4 protein-coding genes are annotated in these 3,325 nt (G+C 71.8%); 1 reads left to right on the top strand and 3 read right to left on the bottom strand.

The features are described from left to right. A partial coding sequence (locus VMR86_01915; GenBank protein HTO05787.1) for a TolC family protein occupies nt 1–381 on the bottom strand: 381 nt, incomplete at its 3' end. 40 nt (nt 382–421) lie between these two features. Here VMR86_01915 and VMR86_01910 point away from each other — a divergent pair. Next, nucleotides 422–2,221 (top strand): chloride channel protein, encoded by a 1,800-nt coding sequence (locus VMR86_01910; protein ID HTO05786.1) that lies wholly within the window; start codon nt 422–424, stop codon nt 2,219–2,221. 172 nt (nt 2,222–2,393) lie between these two features. On the opposite strand, the gene VMR86_01905 is transcribed toward VMR86_01910, so the two are convergent. After that, nucleotides 2,394–2,873 carry a hypothetical protein gene (locus tag VMR86_01905; protein ID HTO05785.1) on the bottom strand — a complete coding sequence of 160 codons (480 nt, stop codon included), beginning with the start codon at nt 2,871–2,873 and terminating at the stop codon, nt 2,394–2,396. A 100-nt stretch (nt 2,874–2,973) separates the two neighbouring features. After that, on the bottom strand, nt 2,974–3,325 hold a 352-nt coding region (locus tag VMR86_01900), incomplete at its 5' end, for a PTS sugar transporter subunit IIA (protein HTO05784.1).

Raw genomic sequence — 3,325 nt, 5'->3', positions numbered from 1 at the left:
GAACGAGTTCGTCACCGGGCTGCCCTGGTCCTCGACTCCCACCGTGACCTGCTTGCCGCGTCCCGCGCCGCCGCCGTAGCCGATCTGCGGGAACAGCGGGCTGCGCGCGATCGCGGCCGAGTAGCGCGCCTGCTCGACCCGCGCAACGGCGACCTGCAGGTCGCGGTTGTTCGCGAGCGCTTCGTCGACGAGCTGCCGGAGCACCGGATCGCGGAACACGTCGAACCAGGCGCTGTCCGCGATCGAGCTGGTGTCCGCACCCGAGTCGCGGAACGCGGGGGTGACCGGCAGCTCCGGGCGCTGGTAGTCGGGGCCGACGGCACAGGCCGCGAGTCCACCCGCGAGCAGGGCACCGAGGACGCGGAGAGGCTTGCCGTTCATCCGCGCGGTTATAACACGCCGAGTTGCTAAGCTCGGGCCCGTGCCCAAGTCGCCGCGTCTGCTCGAGCGGTTCGCCAAGCTCGAATCCCGCTGGGTTGCGTATGGCCTTCTGGTGGGAGCCTGCTCGGGGCTCGCGGCAGCCGCGTTCTTCGTCGCGCTCGAGCTCGCCACTCACTACGCGTTGATCGAACTCGCGCGTGCACCGCTTCCGCCCCCGCCCCCGGGCGACGCGCTCTTCGCGAGGCCCGAGCTGCCGCTGGGTCCGCCGCGCGGCTGGCTGATCCTGTTGCTGCCCGCGCTGGGCGGGCTCGGCGCCGGCTTGCTCGTGTACTTCCTCGCGCCCGAGGCCGAGGGCACGGGCACCGACGAGCTGATCCGCGCCTTCCACCGCGCGCGCGGAGTCGTGCGGCCGCGCGCCCCATTGGTGAAGGCGCTCGCGACGATCGTCACGCTCGCGACCGGCGGCAGCGCGGGCAAGGAAGGCCCGGTCGCGCACGTCGGCGGCGGGATCGGCTCGCTGCTAGCGGGCCTGTTGCGGCTCTCCGCGCACGACCGCCGCATCCTGCTGCTGGCCGGCACCGCCGGCGGACTCGGGGCAATCTTTCGCGCGCCGCTCGGCTCGGCGATCACCGCCGTCGAGGTGATCTACCGCGAGGACTTCGAGTCCGAGGCGCTGGTGCCCGCCGTGGTCTCTTCGATCACCGCATACACCGTCTTCGTGCTCCTGCTGGGCGGCCACCGCATTTTCGGGATTCCCGAGCTCGCGGCCTTTCGTCCCATCGAGATCCCCGGCTACGTGCTGCTCGCGTTGATCTCGGCGCCGGTGGGCCGCGCGTACATCTGGACGTTCCACGCGGTGCGCCGGCGCGTCTTCGCGCGCCTTCCGCTGTGGCCGCCGCTGCGGCCGATGCTCGGCGGGCTACTGGTCGGTCTCGTCTGCGTGCTCGTGCCCGAGGCCTACGGGACCGGCTGGGGCTGGCTGCAGCGCGCGCTCGATGGAGAGCTCGTGATCTCCACGCTCGCGCTCGTTGTGGGCGCGAAGATCCTGACGACCAGTCTCACCGTCGGCTCGGGCGGTAGCGGCGGCGTGTTCGGCCCGACCCTGTTCATCGGCGGAATGCTTGGCGCACTTGTGGGCTACGGCGGCGCCGCGCTCGCGCCCGCATTCTTCCCGAACCCGGCGGCCTACGTACTGGTCGGCATGGCGAGCTTCTTCGCCGGGGTCGCCTCTGCACCGATCGGCGCGCTGCTCATGGTCGCGGAGATGAGCGGTGGATACGTGCTGCTCCCGCCGCTGATGCTCGTGTCCATTCTGGCGATCCTGCTCGCGCGCGGGAAGTCGATCTACGAGAATCAGGAGAAGGACCGCTTCAGCTCGCCGGCGCACTTCGGTGACCTCACCGTGAACCTGCTCGAGGAGATGCGCGTGGGCGACGTGTTTCGCTCCGGCGACGTGCCGACGGCGCAGCCGTCGACCCGCTTCTCCGCGCTGCGCGAGCTGGTGTTCGCGAGCGAAGGCGCGACGGTGCCGGTGGTCGACGCCTCGCGTCGGCTCGTCGGTCTGGTCACTGCCGACCAGCTGCGCCCGGTCCTCGACGAGCGCCAGCTCGACGGCTTCGTGGTGGCCGGCGACATTGCGGCCGCGCCGGTCTTCCTGCTCCCCGACGACGATCTGTACCGCGCCCACGAGCTGTTCCGCTCTTCGGGCGCGCCGCGGCTTCCCGTGATCGACCCCGCCGACGCAGACGACCCGCGCGCGGGCCCGATCGTGGGCATGATCGACTACCGCGACATGATGCGCGCTTACGAGCGCGAGCTGGCGAAGCGCCGAGAGATCTAGCCGCGGGCCCGCAACGGCTCCCGCACGGCCCGACGGCGGGCGGGCAACGCGCCGCCTCGAGCGTTGCGGAGGGTGGTTCCCCGAAGTACGCGCGGGACTTGGCGGTCACGTACACCCGGCGAGCGTGGAGACGACCGCGCGCAGCCCAGGGTCGAGGGGCGGATCGAGTTCTTCACCTAGGTGGTGCGCGAGTGAGGCTGCGCAGCATCCGGTGCGCGAGCCCGGTGTAGAGGTAGGCGAGCATCAGCGCGATTCCGTCGAAGCCCGCCGTTGGCTGGAGCCGCCGGCTCGGCAGCGCGGTCCACGCGAAGACCACGCACGCGGCGTGCAGCGCCGCGACGAACAGCGCGGGCCCGAGCCACAGCCAGCGCTCGAGCTGCCGGGCTCCATGGCGGAGCACGAAGCCGATCCCGGCGAGCGCGAACAGCCCGTAGGTCGGAAACACGAAGGGGGCGAGCTTCGCCGCGAGGAACATCACGCGGGTCGTCCAGCTCTCGGGCTGCACCACGCTGAAGCAATTCATCCAGTCCGCGTAGCAGCCGGCGGCGGCCGAGTAGCAGGCGATCGCGCCCATGAGGCCGGCTGGAAGACAGAGCGCGATCACCCAGCCCTCGGCCTCGGTCAGGCGGCGTCTCCCTCTGCGTCTCCGCATGGTCGTCGGCGGGGGAGCTTGCCAGACGGACCGCGCGGAAGGTAGTTCACGAAGTGGAACGCGCGCGGGACTTCGTAGTGATCGCTGGAACTGTCAGGCCCTAGCCGAGGGCCCCCGGATCCGCCGCGCGCAGGACCTCGAGCACCTGGGCCGGCGACTCCGCCTCGCGCAGCCGGTCCACCACGTACTCGCTGTCGAGCAGCCCGGCCACGCGTGCGAGCAGGCGCAGCTGCACGCGCGGGTCGCGCGTCGGCGTGAGCAGGATGAACAGGAGGTGCGCGCGGTCCTCGTGCCCCTGCACGGCGATGCCGGCGTCCGAGCGCGCGAAGATCAGCACGAAGTCGCGCAGCTCGTCGATGCGCGCGTGCGGCGCGGCGAGCCCGCGCGCGAGCAGCGTGGGCATGCCGCGCTCGCGCTCGACCACCGCCTCGGCGAGGCGCGCGGCGGGGAAG

The sequence above is a fragment of the Myxococcota bacterium genome (assembly GCA_035498015.1).
In the GTDB taxonomy this organism is placed as follows: Bacteria; Myxococcota_A; UBA9160; order SZUA-336; family SZUA-336; genus VGRW01.
This window is presented reverse-complemented; position numbering and strand designations above follow the sequence as displayed.